Annotated in this window: 20 protein-coding genes and 1 pseudogene; 3 read left to right on the top strand and 18 right to left on the bottom strand. The window is 70.4% G+C overall.

From position 1 onward, the window contains the following. The first annotated feature begins 5 nt into the window (after positions 1-5). Both ACO2TI_RS16365 and ACO2TI_RS16360 read left to right on the top strand, forming a co-directional pair. A complete protein-coding gene (locus ACO2TI_RS16365) occupies positions 6-1,007 on the top strand; it encodes an MBL fold metallo-hydrolase (protein WP_423285947.1) in 1,002 nt (333 codons plus the stop codon). Then, entirely contained in the window at positions 1,004-2,023 is a 1,020-nt protein-coding gene (locus tag ACO2TI_RS16360; protein WP_423285945.1) for a 2-dehydropantoate 2-reductase, read from the top strand. Before ACO2TI_RS16365 ends, ACO2TI_RS16360 begins: the two co-directional genes overlap by 4 nt. Here the strand turns inward: ACO2TI_RS16360 and ACO2TI_RS16355 are convergent. The 17 genes from ACO2TI_RS16355 to ACO2TI_RS16275 all read right to left on the bottom strand — a co-directional run bounded on the left by ACO2TI_RS16355 (position 2,004) and on the right by ACO2TI_RS16275 (position 19,766). After that, complete coding sequence (locus ACO2TI_RS16355) at positions 2,004-2,882, bottom strand: formate dehydrogenase accessory sulfurtransferase FdhD (protein ID WP_423285943.1); 879 nt, start codon at positions 2,880-2,882, stop codon at positions 2,004-2,006. The two genes, ACO2TI_RS16360 and ACO2TI_RS16355, sit on opposite strands and share 20 nt — an antisense overlap. A 66-nt stretch (positions 2,883-2,948) precedes the next feature. Then, complete coding sequence (locus ACO2TI_RS16350) at positions 2,949-3,353, bottom strand: hypothetical protein (RefSeq protein WP_423285941.1); 405 nt, start codon at positions 3,351-3,353, stop codon at positions 2,949-2,951. A gap of 23 nt (positions 3,354-3,376) precedes the next feature. Further along, entirely contained in the window at positions 3,377-4,498 is a 1,122-nt protein-coding gene (locus tag ACO2TI_RS16345) for a formate dehydrogenase subunit gamma (RefSeq protein WP_423285940.1), read from the bottom strand. Positions 4,499-4,544: 46 nt separating this feature from the next. Further along, positions 4,545-4,784, bottom strand: coding sequence for a hypothetical protein (locus ACO2TI_RS16340; RefSeq protein ID WP_423285939.1), 240 nt, complete (start codon positions 4,782-4,784; stop codon positions 4,545-4,547). Beyond that, entirely contained in the window at positions 4,781-5,410 is a 630-nt protein-coding gene (gene fdh3B / locus ACO2TI_RS16335) for a formate dehydrogenase FDH3 subunit beta (RefSeq protein WP_423285938.1), read from the bottom strand. Before fdh3B ends, ACO2TI_RS16340 begins: the two co-directional genes overlap by 4 nt. 31 nt (positions 5,411-5,441) lie before the next feature. Continuing rightward, positions 5,442-8,414, bottom strand: a complete 2,973-nt coding sequence (locus tag ACO2TI_RS16330; RefSeq protein ID WP_423285937.1) for a formate dehydrogenase subunit alpha — start codon at positions 8,412-8,414, stop codon at positions 5,442-5,444. Positions 8,415-8,429: 15 nt separating this feature from the next. Then, positions 8,430-8,657, bottom strand: coding sequence for a formate dehydrogenase (locus tag ACO2TI_RS16325; protein ID WP_423285936.1), 228 nt, complete (start codon positions 8,655-8,657; stop codon positions 8,430-8,432). A 240-nt stretch (positions 8,658-8,897) separates the two neighbouring features. Further along, positions 8,898-9,530, bottom strand: coding sequence for a TorD/DmsD family molecular chaperone (locus ACO2TI_RS16320; RefSeq protein WP_423285934.1), 633 nt, complete (start codon positions 9,528-9,530; stop codon positions 8,898-8,900). A gap of 136 nt (positions 9,531-9,666) precedes the next feature. Continuing rightward, on the bottom strand, positions 9,667-11,883 hold the full coding sequence (locus tag ACO2TI_RS16315) for a 4Fe-4S dicluster domain-containing protein (protein ID WP_423285932.1): 2,217 nt from the start codon (positions 11,881-11,883) through the stop codon (positions 9,667-9,669). Then, on the bottom strand, positions 11,813-12,385 hold the full coding sequence (locus ACO2TI_RS16310; RefSeq protein ID WP_423285931.1) for a DUF3306 domain-containing protein: 573 nt from the start codon (positions 12,383-12,385) through the stop codon (positions 11,813-11,815). Before ACO2TI_RS16310 ends, ACO2TI_RS16315 begins: the two co-directional genes overlap by 71 nt. Beyond that, entirely contained in the window at positions 12,385-12,876 is a 492-nt protein-coding gene (locus tag ACO2TI_RS16305; protein WP_423285930.1) for a DUF3305 domain-containing protein, read from the bottom strand. Before ACO2TI_RS16305 ends, ACO2TI_RS16310 begins: the two co-directional genes overlap by 1 nt. Before the next feature lie 19 nt (positions 12,877-12,895). Further along, positions 12,896-13,984 carry an iron-sulfur cluster carrier protein ApbC gene (apbC, locus tag ACO2TI_RS16300; protein WP_423285928.1) on the bottom strand — a complete coding sequence of 363 codons (1,089 nt, stop codon included), beginning with the start codon at positions 13,982-13,984 and terminating at the stop codon, positions 12,896-12,898. Positions 13,985-14,069: 85 nt separating this feature from the next. After that, positions 14,070-15,944 carry an ATP-binding protein gene (locus ACO2TI_RS16295; RefSeq protein WP_423285927.1) on the bottom strand — a complete coding sequence of 625 codons (1,875 nt, stop codon included), beginning with the start codon at positions 15,942-15,944 and terminating at the stop codon, positions 14,070-14,072. Position 15,945: 1 nt separating this feature from the next. Next, positions 15,946-17,412, bottom strand: a complete 1,467-nt coding sequence (locus tag ACO2TI_RS16290; protein ID WP_423285925.1) for a glycosyltransferase — start codon at positions 17,410-17,412, stop codon at positions 15,946-15,948. Beyond that, complete coding sequence (locus ACO2TI_RS16285) at positions 17,409-18,497, bottom strand: HEAT repeat domain-containing protein (RefSeq protein WP_423285923.1); 1,089 nt, start codon at positions 18,495-18,497, stop codon at positions 17,409-17,411. Before ACO2TI_RS16285 ends, ACO2TI_RS16290 begins: the two co-directional genes overlap by 4 nt. Then, entirely contained in the window at positions 18,478-19,335 is an 858-nt protein-coding gene (locus ACO2TI_RS16280; RefSeq protein ID WP_423285921.1) for a YaiO family outer membrane beta-barrel protein, read from the bottom strand. The genes ACO2TI_RS16285 and ACO2TI_RS16280 overlap by 20 nt, the downstream gene beginning before the upstream one ends. Before the next feature lie 56 nt (positions 19,336-19,391). Continuing rightward, the gene (locus ACO2TI_RS16275) at positions 19,392-19,766 is read right to left on the bottom strand and encodes a response regulator transcription factor (RefSeq protein WP_423285920.1); all 375 of its coding nucleotides are present in this window, start codon (positions 19,764-19,766) and stop codon (positions 19,392-19,394) included. Between the two features lie 146 nt (positions 19,767-19,912). Here ACO2TI_RS16275 and metG point away from each other — a divergent pair, with 146 nt between their 5' ends. Then, positions 19,913-21,985 (top strand): methionine--tRNA ligase, encoded by a 2,073-nt coding sequence (gene metG / locus ACO2TI_RS16270; RefSeq protein WP_423285918.1) that lies wholly within the window; start codon positions 19,913-19,915, stop codon positions 21,983-21,985. A gap of 175 nt (positions 21,986-22,160) precedes the next feature. Here metG and ACO2TI_RS16265 read toward each other — a convergent pair. After that, positions 22,161-22,496, bottom strand: a pseudogene (locus ACO2TI_RS16265) (YegP family protein); the annotation flags it as partial. Positions 22,497-22,546: the final 50 nt, after the last annotated feature.

The raw sequence follows: 22,546 nt of genomic DNA, 5'->3' as shown, positions 1-22,546 counted from the left end.
CGCCGATGCGCCGCTGGCTGCGCCTCTCGGCGCTCGGGCTTGCGCTGATCGTGCTGGCCGGCGCCGGCTGGGTGCTGGTGCAGGCGCGCAACCATCCCTCGCTGGCGGCTTTCGAGCCGCTCAAGCTGCCGGCCGCGGCGCCCGCCGCAGGCGCGCTGCGCGTGCGCTTCGCCGGCGTCGCGACGCTGCTGTTCGACGACGGCGAGACCGCCTGGATCACCGACGGCTTCTTCTCCCGGCCCGGCGTGTGGCCCACGCTGACGCGACGCATCGCACCCGACGGCGAGGCCGTCACGCGCGAGCTCGCGCGGCTCGGCGTGACGCGGCTGGCCGCCGTGGTGCCGGTGCATACGCACTACGACCACGCGCTCGATTCGGCGCTGGTGGCCGTGCGCACCGGCGCACAGCTGGTCGGCTCGCCGTCGGCCATGCAGATCGGCCGCGGCCACGGCCTGCCCGAGGCGGCGCTGCGTGAAGTGAGGCCGGGCGAGACGCTCACGCTCGGGCGCTTTCGGCTCACCTTCATCGCCTCGCGCCACAGCCCGACGCCGCTGAACGACGGCGTCACGCCCGAGATGATCGATGCACCGCTGGTGCCGCCGGCGCGCGCGATGGACTGGCGTGCCGGCACCGTGTGGTCCATCGTCGTCGAGCACGAGGGGCGCCGGCTGCTGGTGCAAGGCAGCGCGGGTTTCGAGCCGGGCGCACTGGCCGCCCAGCGCGTCGACACCGTGTTCCTCGGCATCGGCACGCTTGGCAAGAAGGACCTCGCCTACCGCGATGCCTACTGGCGCGAGGTGGTACAGGCCACCGGCGCGCGACGCCTGATCCCGATCCACTGGGACGACTTCTGGCGCCCGCTCACCGAGCCGCTTCAGGCGATGCCGATGCTGGTCGATGACGTGCCTGCGGCGCTGGCCGATCTGCAGCGCCGCAGTACCGCCGCCGGCATCGAGCTGCGCCTGCCGCCGAGCTTCGAACCCTTCGATCCCTGGCCCGCGCGATGAATCTGCCCTCCCTGCCCGGACCGCTGCTCGTGATGGGCGCGGGCACGATCGGCTGCTACGTCGGCGGCCGCCTCGCCGCGGCCGGCGCCGAGGTTCGCTTCGTCGGCCGCGCACGCGTGCTCGGCGCACTGCGCGAGCATGGCCTCACGATCAGCGACCTCGACGGCGCGCGGCTGTCGATCGCCCCTGCGGCGCTGCGACTGCACGATGCCGTTCCCGCCGGCCTGTCACCGTCGTTGGTGCTGTTGGCGGTCAAGAGCGGCGCGACGGCCCAGGCCGCGACCGAGCTTGCCACGGCGCTGCCGCCGGGCACGCCGGTGCTCTCGCTGCAAAACGGCGTGTCCAACGCGGGGGTCGCGCAGCGCGCCGCGCCCGCGCTGCGGCTGCTGCCGGGCATGGTGCCGTACAACGTCGCCGAACTGTCGCCCGGCCACTTCTACCGCGGCACCGGTGGGCGCATCGCCGCCCAGGACGATGCCGCGCTGCGCGCCTGGCAGCCGGTCTTCGCGCAGGCCGGCGTGCCGCTCAAGCTGCATGCCGACCTTCGCCCCATCCAGTGGGGCAAGCTGCTGATCAACCTCAACAACCCGGTCGATGCGCTGTCGGGCCTGCCGCTGCGTGCGGAACTGCTCGAACGCGGTTTCCGGCGCTGCTTTGCGGCGCTGATCGACGAGGCGCTCGGGGTACTCGCGGCAGCCGGCATTGCGCCGGCGCAGGTGGTCGCGCTGCCGCCCGAACGCCTGGTCACGATGCTGCGCTTGCCGACGCCGCTGTTCCGGCTGCTGGCCGCGCGCATGCTGCGCATCGACCCGAAGGCGCGTTCGAGCATGGCCGACGACCTCGCGCTCGGCCGCGTGACCGAGATCGACGCGCTGTGCGGCGAGGTCGTGCGATTGGCCGCGGCGCACGGCCTGCGCGCGCCGCGCTGCGAAACCATGCTGGCGCTGCTGGCCGACTGGCCGAAGCGCCAGCGGCCCTATTCGCCGCGCGAGCTGCTCAGCGCGCTGGGGCTGTGAGCCTGGGCCCGGCGAGCGCGGGCTCGGCATCGAAGCGCTCGAAGCCGCTGTAGCAGATGAAGTGCTTGTTGGTCGCGCGGCCGAACAGCGCGATGCCCAGGCGCTCGGCAAGCTCCAGGCCCATCTGCGTGATGCCCGAGCGCGAAACGACGATGGGCACGCCCATCTGCGCCGACTTGATCACCATCTCGCTGGTGAGCCGGCCCGTTGTGTAGAAGGCCAGCCGATCGGGAACCGCTGCGGCGTTGAGCCACATCCAGCCGGCGATCGTGTCGATCGCGTTGTGGCGCCCCACGTCCTCGACGAAGGTCAGCAGCTGCGCCGCGTCGCCGTCGAGCGCGAACAGCGCGCAGCCGTGCACCGAGCCGGCCGACTTGTAGGTGCTCTCCTGCTGCCGCATCGCGTCGAGCAGCGCGTACAGCGCGTGCTGGCCGAGCCGGCCGACGGCAGGAGGCGGCAGCGCAATGTCGTCGAGCTCGTCCATGAGCGCGCCGAACACCGTGCCCTGGCCGCAGCCGGTGGTGACCACGCGCTTGGCGGTCTTGCGCTCGAAGTCCTCGATGCCGGCGCGCGTCTTCACCGCCGCGGCATTGACGGCCCAGTCGACCGTCACCGAATCGATGTCGGCCGCCGAAGCGACGAGGCGCTGGTTGCGCAGGTAGCCCAGCACCAGCAGCTCGGGCGCGGCGCCCAGCGTCATCAGCGTGACGAGCTCGCGGCGATCGACGTAGACGGTCAGCGGGCGCTCGGCGGGGATGCTGATCGTGCGTCGCTCGCCGTGCTCGTCGAGCACGCTCACCTCGCGCGTCAGCGGCGCGCTCGCCGCGGTCAGGCGCGGCAGCGAAGGGGAATCAGCCATGCCTCGATGATGCCAGCGGCGCTGAGCCAGCGCCGGCCGGGCCACCGGGCGTCAGAGCCTGTGGCGTCAGGGCTTCTTGTTGGTGGGTTGCGCCGACGCCGCCGGCTGCATCGTGCTCGGCGGCGTGTTGGCCGTGCCAGAGGGCGAATGCGCGCCGGCCGCCTCGATCGGCTTGGACTCCGGCGGCGTGTAGACGAAGGGGCCCGGGTCCGCGCAGGCCGGCGTCGCGACGGCCGGCTGCACGTCCTTGCCGCTGGCCTTGGCGGTCTTGAAGTAGTGGGCCGCGGTGCGGTCCATCGACTGGCACAGCTTGTAGGCCGCCACCTTGTCGGTGTGCGCGGTCTTGGCCTTGGTCTCGTCGGCCTTGGCCTTGGCCTCGGGCGAGAGCGGCGGCAACTTGGCGACGGCGACCAGAGGCGCTGCGCACAGCAGCGTGGCGGCGAGCGCCATAGACAGCGGGGTGCGGATCATCGAGGCGATCTCCGTGGGGTTCTTCAGGCCGAGGTCGCCGGCTGCACAGGCGCGCCTTCCGGCTTGCTGCGCTGCGCGGGGATCTTGCCGGCGCGGATGTCGTCGTACCAGAGTTCGTGGTGTTCCTTGGCCCAGGTTTCGTCGACATAGCCGGTGCGCATCGCGCGGTAGGCGCCCTGCATGCCGATCGTGCCCAGGTAGATGTGGCCCAGGAACATGGTCATCATCAGGATCGTCGCGACCGCGTGGACCATGTGCGCGATCTGCATCTCACCGCGCGTGACGCCATAGCCGGGGATCAGCCTGTCGAGCACCAGGCCCGAACCGACGACGGTGAAGCCCAGCAGGAACACGCCGCCCCAGAACACGACCTTCTCGCCGGCATTGAAGCGACGCGACGGCACCTCGCGGCCCGAGAACAGGCCGCCGAACCTGAGCAGCCACTGGATGTCGTCCTTGCTCGGCAGGTTGTCGCGCACGAAGGTCAGGAACACGACCGCCAGCGAGACCGCGAACACCGGCCCGGCGAAGTTGTGGATGTTCTTCAGCGCGTAGGTCAGCCAGCCGAACAGCGTGCCGCCGAGGATGGGCAGCAGCAGGAACTTGCCGAACGCCATCACCAGGCCGGAGATCGCCAGCAGCGAGAACGCGATCGCGTTGGTCCAGTGCGCCGCGCGCTCGAAATAGGTGAAGCGCTCGATCTTGCGGCCGGTTTCGGGCGCATGCAGCGCCAGGCTGCCCTTGGCCTTGTAGAACAGGCCGATGGCCACCAGCATGATCACGATCAGCGCGCCGCCGTAGGGAATGATCCAGCGATTGCGCACCTCGCGCCAGGCCTCGCCGGCGGTCGTGAAGCGCGAGCCGGGGTACTGCACGAAGGGCTGGATCAGCACGCCCTTCTCGGCGCCCGGCAGGCTGGTGTAGCCGGCCTGGTTGCCCGATTCGCGCACCGCGCGCCAGAACGGCGCGTTGTTGTAAGGCTGGCTTTTCTGGCGCTGCGCGTTGGTGTCGTCGGCGCGCGGCTCGATCGCCGTCGCTGCCGGGACGCTGGCCGCGTCGGCCGGCTGCGCCGCCTGCGCCAGCGCCGCGCCGGCTGCCAGGACCAGCGCGAAGCCGGCCATCCACCGTCGGATGCTGCGTGTCATGTGCGCTCTCGTGAGGGTCGAGGTTCGCGGTGGTCGAGGCCCGCGCTCAGCTGCCGCTGACGCGCTGGTACTCGTTCTGCTGCTGGTTGCGCGCGCGCATCTGGGCTTCCCAGCTCGCGCGGTCGCCGACCGTCCAGCCCTTGGCGGTGTAGGCCTGCTCGGCGCCGTCCCAGGGCTTGCTGTCGGCCTGCTTGTACGAGGTCTTGGCCGTCTGCGGCTTGTCGCAGGCCGCGAGCCCGAAGGCCGCGACCAGCGCGGCAACCAGCGTGGCGATACGCATCGTCATGATTTGGCCGCCTCCGCCTTGGGTTGCTGCGCACCGCCGCTCGGCTTGCCGTAGGCCGTGCCCCAGCCCCAGACCTCGGAGCCCTTGCCGCGCTGCAGGACGCGGGTGCGGAAGATGTCGGCCACCACGTCGCCGTCGCCGCCGAGCAAGGCCTTGGTCGAGCACATCTCGGCGCAGGCGGGAAGCTTGCCTTCGGCAAGGCGGTTGCGGCCGTACTTCTCGAACTCGGCCTCGGAGCCATTCTTCTCGGGGCCGCCGGCGCAGAAGGTGCACTTGTCCATCTTGCCGCGCAGGCCGAAGGTGCCGTTGGTCGGGAACTGCGGCGCGCCGAACGGGCAGGCATACGAGCAGTAGCCGCAGCCGATGCAGATGTCCTTGTCGTGCAGCACCACGCCTTCGTCGGTGCGGTAGAAGCAGTCGACCGGGCACACCGCCATGCAGGGGGCGTCGGAGCAGTGCATGCACGCCACCGAGATGCTGCGCTCGCCGGGCAGGCCGTCGTTGAGGGTCACCACGCGGCGCCGGTTCACGCCCCACGGGATCTCGTGTTCGGCCTTGCAGGCGGTGACGCAGCCGTTGCATTCGATGCAGCGCTCCGCGTCGCAGATGAACTTCATTCTTGCCATGTCGTTCTCCGTAGCTCCTGGTGCGCCGCGATCAAGCCGCGCGCTCGATCTGGCACAGCGTGGTCTTGGTCTCTTGCATCATCGTCACGCTGTCGTAGCCGTAGGTCGTGGCGGTGTTGATCGCCTCGCCGCGCACCACCGGCATCGCGCCGGTCGGGTAGTACGGCGCAAGGTCCACGCCCTGCCAGCGGCCCGAGAAGTGGAACGGCAGGAACACGGTCTGGCGATCGACGCGCTCGGTGACCAGGGCCTTGACCTTGATCTGCGCGCCGGTCGGCGTCTTGACCCACACGGCCTCGCCGTTGCGAATGCCACGGTCGTTGGCGGTGGCCGGATTGAGCTCGACGAACATGTCCTGCTGCAGCTCGGCCAGATACGGGTTGGAGCGCGTTTCCTCGCCGCCGCCTTCGAACTCGACCAATCGGCCCGAGGTCATGATCAGCGGGAACTGCTTGCTGATCTCGGCGTTCTTCGACTGCAAGGTCTTGTACAGCGTCGGCAGGCGCCAGAAGGCCTTCTTGTCGTCGTGCGTCGGGTACTTGGCGACCAGGTCAGGTCGGTTCGAGTAGATCGGCTCGCGGTGCTGCGGGATCGGGTCGGGGAAGTTCCAGACCACGGCGCGCGCCTTGGCGTTGCCGAACGGGTGGCAGCCGTGCACCTTCATCGCGACGCGGATGATCCCGCCCGACGGATCGGTCTTCCAGTTCTTGCCTTCGGCGGCCTTCTTCTCGTCTTCGGTCAGGTCGTTCCACCAGCCGAGCTTCTTGAGCAGGAGGTGGTCGAACTCTGGGTAGCCGGTCGTGATGTCGGAACCCTTGGAGTACGAGCCGTCCTCGGCCAGCAGGTTGACGCCGTCCTTCTCGACGCCGAAGTTCGCGCGGAAGTTGCCGCCGCCTTCCATGACGTGCTTGGAGGTGTCATAGAGGTTGGGCGAACCCGGGTGCTTCATCTGCGGCGTGCCGTAGCACGGCCACGGCAGGCCGAAGTAGTCGCCGTCGAGGACGTAGCCGGTTTCCTTGTCGGTGCCACCCTTGGCGCGCAGCGTCTTCACGTCGAAGACGTGCATGTTGCGCATGTGGGCCTTCAGGCGCTCCGGGCTCTGGCCGGTGTAGCCGATGGTCCAGACGCTCTTGTTGATCTCGCGCAGCATGTCCTCGGGCGACGGCTCCATCATGCCGCCCTTGCCCGCGACCAGCTTGATGTTCTTGACCAGCTCCTTGTCGAAACCCAGCTTCTGCGCGAGCTGGTACATGATCATGTGGTCGGTGCGGCTCTCCCACAGCGGCTCGATGACCTGCTCGCGCCATTGGATCGAGCGGTTCGAGGCCGTGCACGAACCCGAGGTCTCGAACTGCGTCGTCGCCGGCAGCAGGTAGACCGCGCGGTTGGGGTTCAGGTCCTCGGGCTTGCCGGGCATCGCGGCCATGGCCGCGGTCGCGCTCGGGAAGGGATCGACGACGACCAGCAGGTCGAGCTTGTCCATCGCCTTCTTCATCTCGAGACCGCGGGTCTGCGAGTTCGGCGCATGGCCCCAGAAGAACAGGCCGCGCAGGTTGCTGTCCTGGTCGATCAGCTCGTTCTTCTCGAGCACGCCGTCGATCCAGCGCGAGACCGTCATGCCGGGCTTGGTCATCATGCCCGGCGCGTACTGCTTCTTGATCCACTCGAAGTCGACGTCCCACACCTTCGCGAAGTGCTTGAACGAGCCTTCGGCCAGGCCGTAGTAGCCGGGCAGCGAGTCGGGGTTGGGGCCGACGTCGGTGGCGCCTTGTACGTTGTCGTGGCCGCGGAAGATGTTCGCGCCGCCGCCGGAAACACCGATGTTGCCCAGCGCCAGCTGCAGGATGCACGAGGCGCGCACGATGGCGTTGCCGATCGTGTGCTGCGTCTGGCCCATGCACCACACGATGGTGCTGGGCCGGTTCTTGGCCATGATCTCGGCGACCTTGTAGGTGGTCGCCTCGTCGACGCCGCAGACCTCCTGGACCTTGTCCGGCGTCCACTTCGCGAGCACGTCGTCACGGACCTTGTCCATGCCGTAGACGCGATCGTTGATGTACTTCTTGTCTTCCCAGCCGTTCTTGAACACGTGGTACAGCACGCCGAACAGGAACGCGATGTCGGTGCCCGAGCGGATGCGCACGTACTCGTCGGCCTTCGCAGCGGTGCGCGTGAAGCGCGGGTCCACCACGATCATCTTGCAGCCGGTCTCCTTGGCATGCAGCATGTGCAGCATCGACACCGGGTGGGCTTCCGCCGCGTTGGAGCCGATGTAGAGCGCCGCCTTGGCGTTCTGCATGTCGTTGTAGGAGTTGGTCATCGCGCCATAGCCCCACGTGTTCGCGACGCCCGCGACGGTGGTGCTGTGGCAGATGCGCGCCTGGTGGTCGCAGTTGTTGCTGCCCCAAAGGCTCATCCACTTGCGCAGCAGGTAGGCCTGCTCGTTGTTGTGCTTCGACGAGCCGACCACGAAGATCGAGTCCGGGCCACTTTGCTTGCGCAGCTCGAGCATCCGGGCGCTGATCTCGTCGAGTGCCTGGTCCCAGGTGATGCGCTCGTACTTGCCGTTGACGAGCTTCATCGGGTACTTGAGGCGGTACTCGCCGCGACCGTGCTCGCGCAGCGCCGCGCCCTTGGCGCAGTGGGCGCCGAGGTTGATCGGCGAGTCGAACACCGGTTCCTGCCGCACCCAGACGCCGTTCTCGACCACCGCGTCAACCGCGCAGCCGACCGAGCAGTGGCCGCAGACGGTGCGCTTGACCTCGATCTTGCCGCCGCCCTCGCCGGCAGCGGCCGGCTTGGACGCGGTGTTGGCCTCGGCCTTCTTGACCAGGGTCAGCTGCGTGGCCGCGATGCCGGCACCGAGACCCAGACCCGAGCGACGCAGGAAAGCCCGCCGATCCATGGTCGGGATCGCACGGGCTGCGCCACGGGCCAGGCTCGCGACGAGGGACGAGGCGGGCGCGACCGCGCCTGCTCCAGACGACTTGCGCGTGAGCAACATGGGGCCTCCGAAGGCTCAGATCTTGGTGGTTTGGTAATAGCGCTGGACGTGGGCGGTCAGGCGGTAGCCGCCTTCTTGCGCCTCACCCGCGTCGGCAACGGTCTCGACCGCTTTGCCCGCGGCCGCGGCAGGAGCCTGCGGCGCGAGCTTCGCAACGGCCACCGCGGCCACGCCGGCCACGCCGGCGCCGAGCAGCACGCCCCGGCGGCCAAGCCGCCCGGCATTGGATTGCTTGTCGTCCATCTGGCTCTCCTGCATCTCGCTGGATGTCGACGGAAGCGATCGTGCCGATCGCTTCGTCGGTGAAACGACGCCCTAAAAACTAGGGGTTACCAATCAAGTATGCGCGATCGTGCATATGGGTCAATGGGTGTTGCCCGTGACCCAGCGACCTCGTCGGAAACCTTTTGCATCGATTGCACGGCGCGTTAGTGCCGATCAACCGACACAGCCCACGCCATTGCTGGCGCCGCGCGTGAGCGATCACGCATCGAGCAGGTCGAAGCCCTGCTGCTCGACGGCAAAGAAGTCGTGCGCGAACAACGCGACGGCGCGATAAAAGTCCGCTTTCGGGTGTGTCGCGATCTGGTCGCAGAACGCGTCGACCCAACCCGCGATATGCGCGGCGTGGAAGCGCTTCTGGCTCGGCAGCGATCCGGCGACCGGGTCGTCGCCGGCGATCAGGTAGCGCATCACCTCGCACAGAAAGGCGATGTGGTCCTCGGTCTCGCTGACCGCCGTCTCGCGCGCGAGGCCGAGCGCGGCCAGGTCGTCGCGCAGCGCGACGAGCGGCTGGTCGTTGATCGCGCCGGCCTTGTGGTACGAGGCATAGAGAAAGATCTCCGGCTTGCCGATGCCCTGGAACAAGGCGTCGTACTCCACGGCAGCCGACGCCGCGCTGGTGCGGCGCGCCGCCGCGACCAGCTCGCCCCACGAGGTCTCGAGAAAGCCGCCGGCGCTCGGCGCCTCGGTCGGCGCGACCTGCATCTGGCCGAGCAGCTCGGCCGACGGCGGCGCGATGAACAGGGCCGCGAGCAGGCCGTAGATCTCGGCGCGCTGGATTTCTTCGGTGTGGTCGTCGAGCGGTGTGCCGAGGTGAACAGGTTGAGGCTTCATCGCAGGTATGCGCGACTCCATGACGGCCGCGACGCATGAGTCAGGCTGTGCCGAGCGGACGCCGCGGATCCGGCTTCGCCGGTTCGCTGGCGTCGCCCCCCCGAGGGGGAGGCGCCGAAGGCGCTTCGGGGGTGGTTCACAAATCCGTGATGCGGACTTCGTTGGGGTTGGTGTGCAGGTCGACCACGCGGCAGTCGGCGCACATCTTCAGGCGCTCCAGCGCGGCGCCCTGGAACATCGGGTGGCCGGCCAGCTTGCCGAGCATGGCCTCGATCGCGCGCTCGGTGCCGAAGGGCTTGCCGCACTTGATGCAGCTCCACGGCCGCATCTCGGCCAGCACGCGCGGCTGCTTGCGCGCCGCGCCGCCATCGGCCAGCCACAGGCGCGGCTGCAATGCGAGCGCCTGCTCCGGGCAGGTCTGCACGCACAGGCCGCACTGCACGCAGTTCTTCTCGGTGAACTTCAGCTGCGGGCGCTCGGGGTTGTCGCCCAGCGCGCTTTCCGGGCAGGCGCCGACGCAGGCCAGGCACAGCGTGCACTTGTCGGTGTCGATCGCGAGCGAGCCGAACGGCGCGGCCGAGCCCTTCACGCTCGGCAGCACGATCGCCTCCGGCAGCGCCGCGCTCGCCTGCGCGACCAGGTGATCAACCGCCAGCTCCAGCGTCGCGCGCTTGTCGGCCTGCACCGCGAAGCTGGCCGCCACCGCAACGCCCTCTGCGGGGCGCGCGCCGTCGTTCAGCGCCGCGTCGAGCGCCTGCGCGTCGGTGGCCTCGATCAGGCGCAGGTGAGTGCCCGCATAGCCCAGTCCCTGCAGCAGCGCCTCGCCGACCGCGAGCTGCGCGGCCACCGCGGCGCGGTACTCGGGCGCTTCCTCGCCGGTCATCAACACCCAGACCGCGCTCGCACCGTGCGCGATCGCCGCCAGCCACAGGTCCAGGCCGACCGAGGCCGTGTGCCAGAGGTCGACCGGCAGCACGTTGGCCGGCACGCCGCGCAGCGCGCGCTGCGATGCCGGCGCCGCGCGGCCCGGGCCGTCGCGCCGCGGACCCGCGGCGGCACGGCCGAGCGCCTCAACCAGCTCGCGCCCCGCGCCCTGGCTGTGCAGCAGCACGACCGCGTCGCGCCCGCCGGCACGCCGATAGCCGCCGACCAGGGTGCGCAGCCTGTCGCCCTGATGGGTCGGGCCGGGATAGCCGTAGCTCAGCGCGCCGCTCGGGCACACCGTCGTGCAGGCGCCGCAGCCCACGCACAGGTGCGGCTCGACGCGGATGCCGCCCTTCTCGGGCCCGTCGACCGTGCGCAGGCTCGTGATCGCCTGGGCCGAGCAGACGTCGATGCAGGCGGTGCAGCCCTCGCGCTCGTTGCGGCTGTGCGCGCACAGCTTGTGGCGGTAGTTGAAGAACTTGGGCTTCTCGAACTCGCCCACCGCCTCGCGCAGCTCGAGCACCGCCTTGAACAGCGCCGCGTCGTCGCCGGGCGCCACTCGCCAGTAGCCCTGCGGTGGCTGGTGCAGCGCGATCGCCGGGCGCTCGGAAAGATCGAGCACGAGGTCGAAGCGGTCGCCATGCGTCTCGGGCTTGCGGCCGAAGTCGATCGCGCCGGCGACGTCGCACGCGGCGACGCAATCGCGGTGGCTGGCACAGCGCGCCATGTCGACCTGCCACGATGCCGAGATGGCGCCTTCCGGGCAGGCCACCACGCAGGCGTTGCAGCGCGTGCAGACGTCGAGGTCGATCGGGTTGTCGGTCTCCCAGCTGACCTCGAACGCGCCCAGCCAGCCGGCCACCCGCGTCACGCGCCCAGCGTGCACGGGCAGCGTGCGCGCCTGCGGCAAGCCGCCTGCGGCGCGGTCCTGCAGCAGCGTGACGTCGAGCTTGTCGACCAGCAACTGCGCGGCGCGCTGCGCCGCGTCGGGCGCGCCGATCACCAGGCAGCGCCCACCGGAGCGGTAGCTGACCGAGGGCACCGGATCCGGCTCGGGCTGCTGGGCCGCCGCGATCAGCGCCGCGAGCTTGGGGATCACGGCCTGCGGCCGCGCGCGGGCCGCATCGCTCCAGCCGCCGGTCTCGCGCAGGTTGACGAAGCGGATCGGCCGCTCGGCGACCGGCCGCGCGCCCTCGGTCGCCTCGTTGAGCTCGAGGAACAGCCGCTGCTCCTGCGTGCAGCCGACCAGCAGCGGCTCGCCGCTCTTGGCGGCGCGCTGGAAGGCGCCGGCCTCGCGGCGGCACAGCAGGCGATGCGAGGCATCGAGCTCGTCCGCGGCGGCGCGGCCGGCGGCCGCCTCAAGCGCCTTCGTCAGGGACAGCGCGTCGAGCGGGATCGTCTCGTTGCAGTTGCAGATCAGGGTCTTCATCGGCGGGCGTGGCGGGGCCGTGTTCGGGTTCGAGTTCGGCCTGGCTGCGGGGTTCGGAGGCGGCGGGCTCCTGCGGCGCGTTCTCCGGGTGCTCGTCCTCGTCGAACAGGCGCAGGAACTTCGACTGTGCCATCTGGCGCAGCATGCTCTCGGGGATCGGGTCGGGGCGGCCGTAGTCGTCGATGTAGACGTCGAGCCCGTCCATCACATTGAAATGCGGATCGGCGAACAGCTTCTTCAGCGCCGCGCGCTGCACGTCGGGCTCGACGCCGGCGCGCACGAAGCGCGAGACCTCGTCGCCGGGGGCGAGCCTGGCCACGTCATCCAGCGTCGGTGCCGGCTCGGCGGGCGACTCGGCCGCCGGCATCTCGACCGGAGCCGGCACGGCCACCGGGGCCGGCGTCACCGGCGGCGCGACCGGCGCTTCGGGCGCCGGGTCCGCCGGCCGCTCGGCCAGCTTCTGGCGCGACCAGCGCGAGAAGAAGCCTTCGCCGGCAGCCATCAGCGCCGCTCCTCGGGACGCTTGAACGAGGCCGGGCGCTTGCGCTCCTTGGGCTCGGGCCGGTAGTTCTGCTCGGTGTAGGCGGCAAGCCACTCGCGCACGTCTTCGGGCAGCGGCAGGTTGTCGACGCGCTCCTGCGCATCGAGCAGCCGGCCCGCCTCGTTGTACGACAGGGTCACGAGCTCGGGCCGGGCGCGCGACGCGTCCTCATCGTCGATGCGCCACATCACGAACCACACCGGCGCGCCGCTGCTGAGGTTGAGGTAGTAGCCCTCGCCCTCGTCGCGAAACAGCTCGACCGTGAAGCCGGGGTGCAGGAAGCGCGCGAGCTTGCCGTCGTCGTGCAGCAGCACCGGCTCGTTCACCGCGCCGGGCAGCAGCGGTTGCGGCAGCACCTCGGCGACGCGAAAGCGCCAGTCCTCCCAGTGGTTGGGCCGCGCTTCGCGCTCGATCACGACCGCGACCTGGATGGATGGGCGCTCGCTCGACATCTCGAGCTCCTCGGCGCGGTCAGGTGGTCTTCGAGATGGAGATCGTCGGGAACTTGGCCGAGTAGTCCTTGGCCTTCTCGGCGATCTTCACCGCGACCTGGCGCGCGACGGACTTGTACAGCGCGGCGATCTCGCCGTCCGGGTCGCTCACGACGCTGGGCCGGCCGGCATCGGCCTGCTCGCGGATGCGCAGGTCCAGCGGCAGCGCACCGAGGTGGTCGACGCCGTACTCGGCGGCCATCTTCTTGCCGCCGTCCGCGCCGAAGATGTGCTCGGCATGGCCGCAGTTCGAGCACACGTGCACCGCCATGTTCTCGACCACGCCGAGGATGGGCACGCCCACCTTCTCGAACATCTTCAGGCCCTTCTTCGCGTCGAGCAGCGCAATGTCCTGCGGCGTCGTGACGATGATCGCGCCGGTCAGCGGCACGCGCTGGCTGAGCGTGAGTTGGATGTCGCCGGTGCCCGGCGGCATGTCGACGATCAGGTAGTCGAGGTCGTTCCAGTTGGTCTGCTTGAGCATCTGCTCGAGCGCCTGCGTGGCCATCGGGCCGCGCCAGATCATCGGGTTGTCGGGCTCGATCAGGAAGCCGATCGACATCACCTGGATGCCGTAGTTCTCCAGCGGCTCCATCGTCTGGCCGTCGGCGCTCTCGGGCCGGCGGTCGATGCCCAGCATCATCGGCTGGCTGGGGCCGTAGATGTCGGCGTCGAGCATGCCCACGCGCGCGCCCTCGGCGGCCAGCGCCAGCGCGAGGTTGACCGCGGTGGTGCTCTTGCCGACGCCGCCCTTGCCGGAGGCGACGGCGACGATGTTCTTCACGCCGGGCAGCAGCTGGACGCCGCGCTGCACCGAGTGCGGGATCACGCGCGTGGCGATCTGCACGCTGACGTTGCCGATGCCGGGCACCGTGCGCGCCGCGTCGATCAGCAGCTTGCGCAGCGAAGCGATCTGGCTCTTGGCCGGGTAGCCGAGTTCGACATCGAAGGAGAGGTCGGCGCCGTCGAGGCGCAGGTTCTTCAGCTGCTTCGTCGAAACGAAGTCGCGGCCGGTGTTCGGATCGGTGACGGTCTTGAGCGCGTCGAGGACGGCGGCTTCGGTCGGCATGGAGCGGGGAATGCAGGTCACTGCATATCTGGGACAACGACGGTCGAGTCTAGCCGAGCCCTCCTGCGAGAGCCGGTGCGATGCGTCACTGCCCTGCGTCGCGCAGGGGCAGGGAAATCCAGAACACCGCGCCCTGACCGGGGCCCGAGGCGTCGAGGCCGATCTGGCCGCCCATCTGCTCGATCAAGGCCTTGCTGATCACCAGTCCGAGGCCGGTGCCGCCCTTCTTGCGGGTGTTGAGGTCGTCGGCCTGCGCAAAGGGCTCGAACAGCCGCGGCACGAAATCCGGGGGCACGCCCGGGCCGCTGTCGGTCACCACCACGCGGCCGAGGCCGGCCTGCGCGCGCACGACGACGTTGACGTCGGTGAGCGCCGGCGAGAACTTGATGGCGTTGGACAACAGGTTCGTCAGCACCTGCGCGAGCCTCAGCGGGTCGGCCGTCACGGGCACCGGCACCAGCTGGCGCTCGAGCGTGACGCGCACCTGCTGCTGGGTGGCGATGGCCTCGCAGGCGTCGATCGCCTGCTTGACGGCCTCGGCGAGGTCGAGCGGGACCGGCGTCATGCGCATTTCGCCGGCGCGCAGCTTCTCCAGGTCGAGGATGTCGTTGACCAGCGCGACCAGCCGCTCGCTGTTGGTGTGCGCCAGCTTGACCAGGCGCTGCGCCGGCGCCGGCAGCTCGCCGGCGGCGCCGTCGGTCAGCATGCTCAACGAGCCGCGGATGCTGGTCAGCGGCGTGCGCAGCTCGTGGCTGACCATCGAGACGAAGTCGCGCTTCATGCGCTCAACGCGCTCGACCTCGCTCAAGTCGCGCACGATGCACACGCCCAGCCGGTCGCCGTCGATGCGCGCGCGCACCAGCGCCACGTCGGCCGCGAAGCGCGAGGCCGTGCGCCCGCCCGTCTCGGCGGCGCGCACGCCTTCGACCGTGATGCGATGCGCGGTCCAGGGCTCGAGGAGGAAGCGCGAGTCCTCCGGCGTCTCCTGGACCGGCTCGTCGGGCTGGGTCGTCGGCCAGTGCAGCTCGGCCTCGAGTTCGGGCATCAGCTCGGTGATCGGCGCGCCGGTCACCGAGGCGCGGCTTCGGCGGAACATCGCCTCGCCGGCCGGATTGAGCCACTGCACCTGGCCTTGCTCGCCGAAGGCGATCACCGCGTCGGGCAGGTGGTCGAGCACCATGCGCAGCCGGCGCTGCGACTCGCGCAGGCGCTGCTGGCTGACGGCGCGCACCTCGCCCTCGAGCCGCAGGCGGCGGTTCGAGTCGACCAGCTGGCGCGTGAAGCTGCGCACCGCCAGCGTCGCGAGCACGCCCAGCAGCACGGTCGCCGCGGCCAGCAGGAACAGCATGCGGCGGCTGGACTCCGTTGCTGCCTCCAGCCGCGTCTCGCGCTCGGTCGCGAGCGTCATCTCGGTGGCCTGCATCGAATCGAGCGTGGCGACGATCTGGTCGCGCATCGGCTGGCCGATGCGCGCCTGCGAGAGCACCTGCGCGGCGCCGAGCTTGAGGCCGCGGGTGCAGGCCTCGCGCAGCGGGGTGTCGTAGGCCTGCTGCCAGTCGTCGATCAGGCCGGCGAGCCGCTTCGCGCGCTGCGCCTGCGCCGGGTTGTCGGCCACCAGCTGCGCCAGCTGGGCCGCGCTGTTCGCACGCTGCGCCACCGGGCGCGGCAGCGCCAGCGGCGGCCCGCCGGTCGACGCGCACAGCGCCAGCGCGGCGCCGGGCTGCGTCTGCTCGCGCAGCTCGGCGATCGCCGCCAGCACCTGCTCGCTGCGCGTGCGCCAGCGCTGCGCCTCGCGCAGCTCGTCGTAGGCGTTCCAGGTCGAGGCCAGCAGCACCAGCAGGCAGATCACCAGCGCGGCGAAGGCCGCCGGAAGGCGCCACACCAGGCTGCTGCCGGGCACGTAGGTCGAGCGCCGCCGCGCATCGCGCGGCCAGCCGGAGTCGTGCATCGGCCGGTTCATCTCAGCTTGGCGGCACGCCGCCGGGTTGGCCGCTGCCGCGGCGCGCCATCTCGCCCCAGCGCTGCTCGCGGCGCGTGGCCCACTGCGCGAGGCCGACGATGCGCCACCAGGTCTGCAACTGCCGGTAGCCGATGTTCTCGAACACGATGGCCGCCAGCAGCTGCATCAGGTGGCGCGGCTTCGGGTAGGTGCGAAACGCCAGCTCCTCGAGCAGCAAGGCGCTGGCCGACAGCATCATGCCCATGCCGATGGCCAGCAGCAGGAAGGACCCGAACGCGGCCCAGGAGATCAGCCCGGTCAGCACCAGGAAGCTCATCACCACGTAGCCGGCCAGCTCGATTACCGGGCCCAGGCCCTCGAACAGCAGCGTCAGCGGCAGTGCCAGCCAGCCGACCACGCCGGCGCGGGGGTGGAAGAACAGCTGGCGATTGGCCCAGCTGCATTCCATCAGGCCGCGCTGCCAGCGCGTGCGCTGGCTGCGCAGCACCTTGAAGGTCTCGGGCGCCTCCGTCCAGCACACGGCGTCGGGCGCGAAGGTGATGCGGTAGTCGCGCCGCGCGAGGCGGTTCAGGCGGTGCAGGCGCAGCACCATCTCCATGTCCTCGCCGATCGTGGTGGTGGAAAAGCCGCCGGCCTCGATCAGGCTGGCGCGCCGGAACAGGCCGAACGCGCCCGAGATGATCAACAGGCCGTTGACCGGCACCCAGCCCATGCGCCCGTAGAGGAAGCCGCGCAGGTACTCGACCACCTGGATGCGCGCGAGCCAGCTCGAGGGCACGTCGACCCTCTGCAGGAAGCCCTGCGCGATGGTGCAGCCGTTCGAGATGCGCACCGTGCCGCCGCAGGCGATCACGCGGCTGTCTTCCATGAAGGGCCGCGCGATGCGCCGCAGGCTGTCGCGCTGCAGCACCGAGTCGGCATCGACGGCGCAGATCAGGCCGTGGTGCGCGGCGTTGATGCCGGCGTTGACGGCGTCGGAGCGCCCGCCGTTGGTCTTGTCGATCACGCGCAGGTGCGGATGCTGCGGGCTGCGCCACAGCCCGCGCACCGGCGCGACCGGGATCGAGACGCGGTAGGCCTCCGGGAAGAGCTGCAGGCCGAACTCGCGCTTGAGGACCTCCATCGTGTCGTCCTTCGAGCCGTCGTTGACGACGATGACCTCGTAGTCCGGGTAGTCCAGCTGCAGCAGCGAGCGCACCGAGGCGCTGATCGTCGCCGCCTCGTTGTAGGCCGGCACGACGATCGCGATGCCGGGCTCGAGGCCCGCGCTGTAGCCCGGCAGCGCGGCCAGCTTGCTGTGCACGCTCTCGCGGCCGATCAGGCGCAGCGCGACGACGTTGAGCGCCACGTACAGCAGGTTCAGCCCGGTGAAGTAGCTGACGAACAGCCACGACAGCCAGACCAGCCAGCGCAGGTCCATCCCCGACGCATCGAACCACGGCCAGCCGGCCAGCCAGTCGGCGATCACCGCGCCACCCCCTGCATCGCCGGCTCGCCCCCGATCGACATCGAGGCCTCGGCGCAGACGTGGTCGAGCATGTCGCGCGCGAAGCGGTCGCGCAGCCCGGCGCGCAGCGCGGCCAGGGCGACGCGGTCGGTGCCCGGCAGGGCCAGCAGCGCCTGCGCGGCGCGGTAACGCACCCACCAGTCGCGGTCGGCCATCAGCGCGGTGAGCAGGGAGCGGTCGGCCGCGGTGCCGATGCGCCCGAGCGCAACGGCGGCCGCCGAGCGCACCAGCGCATCGGCATGGCGTGCCAGTTCGCGCACGCGCGCCAGCGCGTCGGGCCCGTGGATCTGCCGCAGCGCCACCGACAGCACCTGCGGGTCGTCGCTGCGCTCGACCAGCTGCTGCAAGACACTGCCCATGCGCGGCGACTCCGCGAAGCGCAGCAGGCGCAGCAGGCGCAGCTGGGCCTCGCCTGCGGCGCCGAGCAGGCGCTCCATGAAGGCCGGCGCGACCGCGTCGGCGCCGGCGTCGCGCAGCAGCGTGCCCACGCGCGCGGCCGGCCAGTCGGCGCGGCGCAGGAACTCGTCGAGCACCAGCGGCGCAGCCGCCACGGCGTCGATCTGCAGCAGCGCACGCGCCGCGGCCAGGCTCACCAGCGCCTGCGTGTCGTGCAAGGCGGCCTGCAGCCGCGCGACGTCGCCGGCGCGGCGCAGGTGGCCCAGCGTCGCCAGGCCGAGCACGCGCTGCGCGAGCTTGCCGCGCTCGGCCCAGCGCGCCGCACGGGCATGGAAGTCGAGCCGCTCGGCCAGCGCGTTGAGGCCGTCGTGGGCGCTGCCGCGCACGCCGTCTTGCATCTGGTTCCACAGCAGCAGCACGTCGCCGAACTGCGCGCCGCGCAGCGGCGGCAGCGGCGGCGTTTCGCCGAGCGCGGCCTGTGCCAGCAAAGGCCGCCAGGTGGCCTGTGCCGCGGCGATCTCGCGCGCGCGACGCAGCCCGCGCAGACGCATCGCCAGCACCTGCAAGACGATGCCCAGCGCGACGACGAGCGCCGAGGCGCCGATCGCCACCGCGACCTGGAGTTCGAGGTCAGAAGTCGCGCTGGACACCGAGCCGCACTCCGTTGCGGTGGTAGCTGTCGCCGGTGGTGATCGCGCCGTCGGCGTAGCGCGCCTGGATGTCGCCGTTGCGCGTGCTGGACAGGGCCCAGCTCAGCGACCAGGCGGCGTCGAGCGGGTGCACGCCGACCAACGCGACCGTGAAGCTCGTGATCGAGAAGATGGCCGACGGCCGGCTCGCGGTCGGCGGCAGGTTCTCGAACTCCTGGCCGCCGGCGAGCACCGCGCCGACGCGCCCGCGCTCGTCGGCATAGAAGCGGTCGATCTGCAGGCGGGCCGTGCCGCCGGACTCGCCCCCGTCGAGCCGCACCCGACCGACGCCGGCCGCGAAGCGCCACGCGCCGACATAGCGCTCGACGTTGAGCATCGCGGCGCTGCTGCCGACCACGCGTTCGGTGCCGGCGATGCTGGTGTCGACCAGGTCGGCGCGGTCGAAGAGCTGGCGGCTGGCCTCGAGGCCGACGACCCAGCCGTCGGCCAGCACGCGCGCCGCACCGAGCCGCACGCCCCAGCTGGGCAGGGCCTCGTGCGTGGGACTCAGCGTCAGCGCAGCCGAGCCGATCCAGTCGCCCGCGGGCAGCACGGCGGCGAAGCCGAACTCGGTGTCCTTGGCCTGGTAGCGGTCGGTGCGCCGCACGCTGACCTCGCCGAGCAGGCGCTCGGGCGTGCGCACGCGCAAGGCCGCGTCGTACTGGCGCCAGGTCGGCGCGCCGCTGGTGAAGTCTTCCGCGCCGGCGCCGAGCTCGCCTTGCCATTGGAGCTGCGCCTGCGCGGCCGCCGCGAAGCACAGGCCGGCCGCCGCCAGCCCGAAACGAAGGCCCCGCGTCATTGCGCATCCCTGCGTGCTGCGCACTCCGGAATTCGCCTTGGGAGCGGCCCTGCGGCTCATGCCGCCGCGCGCACCAGACGGCGCACCCTCGCGAGCAGCTCCTGCGGCTGGAAAGGCTTGACGACGTAGTCGTTCGCGCCGGCCTCGAGCGCGCGCACGATGTCGCGCTCGAGCGACTTGGCGGTCAGCATCACGACCGGCGTCTGCGCCCAGGCCGCGTTGCCGCGCATGTCGGCCAGCAGCGCGAGGCCGTCGCGCTGCGGCAGCATCGAGTCGAGCACGACCAGGGCCGGCGACGCCTGGCTGGCGATGTGGCGGCGCGCTTGCTCGCCGTCGGCGATGAGCTGGACCTGATGGCCTTCGCGCTCCAGCATGAACGCGAGCAGCTCGGCGATGTTGTCGTCGTCTTCGATGACCAGGATATTTGCCATGAGGGGCGGGGCGAGGGCTGGCTGAGGCTGGCAGCGCGGAAGTGCCCGCGCCACCCGGATTATCCCGGGCGATGCCTACAATCGACCGAGATTTGTCGCTCGTGCCGCCACAGATCAGAACGACCGCAGATCCAACGCCCGCGCCCATGCCCCGTCAGCTGTTCGTCACCACCGCCTTGCCCTACGCCAACGGGCACTTCCACATCGGCCACATCATGGAGTACATCCAGGCCGACATCTGGGTGCGCTTCCAGCGCATGCAGGGCCACACGGTGCACTTCGTCTGCGCGGACGACGCCCACGGCGCGCCGATCATGATCGCCGCCGAAAAGGCCGGCAAGACGCCGCAGGCCTTCGTTGCCGAGATCGCCGCCGGCCGCAAGCCGTATCTCGACGGCTTTCACATCGGCTTCGACAACTGGCACTCGACCGACGGCCCCGAGAACCACGAACTCGCTCAGGACATCTACCGCCGCCTGCGCAAGGAAGGCCTGATCTTCACGCGCCAGATCGAGCAGTTCTTCGATCCGGTCAAAGGCATGTTCCTGCCCGACCGCTACATCAAGGGCGAATGCCCCAAGTGCGGCGCGAAGGACCAGTACGGCGATTCCTGCGAGGTCTGCGGCGCGGTCTACGGCCCGACCGAGCTGAAGAACCCGTACTCGGCGCTGTCGGGCGCGACGCCGGTGATGAAGTCGAGCGAGCACCATTTCTTCCAGCTCAGCTCGTCGCGCTGCCTCGACTTCCTGAAAGACTGGACGCAAGACGGCAAGCTGCAAAGCGAGGTCGCCAACAAGGTGCGCGAGTGGTTCGCGGTCGACGAGGCCGGCCACGGCGGCCTGGGCGACTGGGACATCTCGCGCGACGCGCCCTACTTCGGCATCGAGATCCCCGACGCGCCGGGCAAGTACTTCTACGTCTGGCTCGACGCGCCGGTCGGCTACCTGGCCTCGCTGAAGAACTGGTTCGACAAGGGCGGCGCGAAGGCGAAGTACGGCGAGGCGCGCAGCTTCGACGAGTTCATTGCCGATCCGGCGGTCGAGCAGTACCACTTCATCGGCAAGGACATCACCTATTTCCACACGCTGTTCTGGCCGGCGATGCTGAAGTTCAGCGGCCGCAAGCTGCCGAACAACGTCTTCGTGCACGGCTTCATCACCGTCAGCGGCGAGAAGATGAGCAAGAGCCGCGGCACCGGCATCTCGCCGCTTCGCTACCTGGAGCTCGGCATGAACGCCGAGTGGCTGCGCTACTACATCGCCGCCAAGCTCAACGCCCGCGTCGAGGACATCGACTTCAACCCGGACGACTTCGTCACGCGCGTCAATTCGGACCTGATCGGCAAGTACGTCAACATCGCCAGCCGCGCCGCGGGCTTCATCGCCAAGCGCTTCGACGGCCGCCTGAGCGGCGACCTCGGCGCCGAAGGCGACGCGCTGGTCTCGGCGCTGTCCGACGCGCGCGAATCGGTGGCTGCGCTCTACGAGCAGCGCGAGTACGGCAAGGCGCTGCGCGAGATCATGCTGCTGGCCGACCGCGTCAACGAATACGTCGACCAGCACAAGCCCTGGGAGCTGGCCAAGAACCCGGAGCATGCGGCCGCGCTGCACCACGCCTGCAGCACCTGCATCGAGGCCTTCCGCCTGCTGACCGTCTACCTGAAGCCGGTGCTGCCGGCGCTGGCGCGGCAGGTCGAGGCCTTCCTGCGCATCGAGCCGCTGCGCTTCGCCGACGCCGCACAGCGCCTGGGCGCGCAGGCCATCGGCAGCTACCAGCACCTGATGCAGCGCGTCGACACCAAGCAGCTCGACGCGCTGTTCGAGCCGCCCGCGCCGGCCGCGCCCGAGCAGGCCTCGCCCGGCGGCGAGGAGATCGCGCCGGTCATCACGATCGACGACTTCGCCAAGATCGACCTGCGCATCGCGAAGATCGTCGACGCCGAGCATGTCGAGGGCAGCGACAAGCTGCTGCGCCTCACGCTCGACGTCGGTGAGGGCCGCACGCGCAACGTCTTCTCCGGCATCAAGAGCGCCTACAAGCCGGAAGAGCTGGTCGGCAAGTTCACCGTGATGGTGGCCAACCTCGCGCCGCGCAAGATGAAGTTCGGCCTCAGCGAAGGCATGGTGCTGGCCGCCAGCCATGCCGACGAGAAGGCGAACCCGGGCCTGTACGTGCTCGAACCCTGGCCGGGCGCGACGCCCGGCATGCGGGTGCGCTGAGCGCCCGGCGCCGGGTTCGCCGGCGCTCCCGTCAACCGTGGTGCTTCGCCGCCGGCTTGTGCACGGCCTGCGGCTTCCCGGCGTGGCCCTTGGCCGCCGGGTGGTGCTCGTCGTGGGGATGTCCGTGGGGGTGCCCGTCGTGGGCATGCTCGCGATGCGCTTCGGGCGGACGTTCGGTGTGGTCCTTCACCGCATGCGTCGCGCCGTGCGCCTTGACCGCGGCGATGCCCTCCTCGCAGGTCGCGACGTCGGCGTAGAGCTGACTGGTGCCGATCACCTCGTGGTTGGCCGAGCGCAGGTCGAAGTAGGGCCTGCCGTTCGAGGCCACCTTGCGCTCGTAGTGGGCGTCGGCATGGGCCGACTTGCGCACCGCCTCGATGCCCTCCTCGGCGGCGCGGCGCGACCCGTACTCCTGGCTCATCAAGATGGTCTCGGCGTTGCCCGACTTCAGGACGAACCTGAATTGGCCGTGGGCGTTCTTGCTCAGTTCGAACCAGCCGGTCGACGACATGGCGCTCTCCTCGTGGGTTGCGTGGGTCGCGGAACGCCCGCGCCCTGTCG

The organism is Caldimonas sp. KR1-144, from assembly GCF_049446155.1.
Classification (GTDB): domain Bacteria; phylum Pseudomonadota; class Gammaproteobacteria; order Burkholderiales; family Burkholderiaceae_C; genus Rivibacter.
This window is presented reverse-complemented; position numbering and strand designations above follow the sequence as displayed.